1 protein-coding gene is annotated in these 868 nt (G+C 43.0%); it reads left to right on the forward strand.

Annotated elements, in window-relative coordinates; all coding sequences use genetic code 11:
• Window positions 1-868: hypothetical protein (locus LG31_RS21215; RefSeq protein ID WP_033113919.1), on the forward strand; the 868-nt coding region annotated here is incomplete at both ends.

Raw genomic sequence — 868 nt, forward strand, 5'->3', positions numbered from 1 at the left:
CAAGTAATTGCAAAACGTGAAGGTGGCGTAGTAATGCTTTCAGCTGAGAAGAGCCTGCTGCGTGCATTCGGTACTAAAGAAATGCCTAACCTAAAAATGAAACGCCTGTTCCCTGAGATTACGTACAGCATGTGCCATGTTGGTGCGCCTAAAGTACTTGAGGACGAGAAATTATCTTGTGTTGTAGTAAAGAGCCTCGCAAACAGCAACAGCGATACCCGAAGCACAATTGCAGATCTGCTGCGCAAGAATGATTACTTTGTTATTTCCGATGGCAAAGACGAAACAGGTAAAGCAATCGGGGATATCACTATTGAAGGTTGCAAAGGCTCCAACGAAATGATGACCCGCAAAACCGCAGTACTTATTGGTTCACCTTGCCCAGAAGCAATCGGAGATATGATGATGCGCTTAGGTTGCAATGAAGAAACTGCACTTTCCGTTATCATTTCAGACCAAGCAAACCAAGCAATAGGCCGCAACGTAGGTTATCGCAATAGAGGTGCAGAATGCTTGCTTGTTGTTGCTGCAAACAACTTGAAGAATGGACGCTCTCTAGAGCTGGATGTACTTACCCCGTACTGCTTTGATGTTGCAAGTAAAGAGAAACTAGATAATTCACCTATTGCAATCCAAACAGTATTTGGCTCAATGGTAAAAAGCCTACGCTTTCTGATTGATGAAGTTGCAACTGCTTGTATTGATTTGATCAAACAGCAACCAACAGCAGTTAAGATTGTTGCTGCTTTTGCAAAAGAGCAATACAAGGAAATGGGAATGTCAAAACGGGATTTGGATTGCAATGGAGTACTAACTGCGACATATACAACAATGCAATATCGCGGTTGTGATAAGAAGCGCATGTACG

Origin of the sequence: Aeromonas lacus (assembly GCF_000764665.1) — a bacterium.
GTDB classification, from domain to species: domain Bacteria; phylum Pseudomonadota; class Gammaproteobacteria; order Enterobacterales; family Aeromonadaceae; genus Aeromonas; species Aeromonas lacus.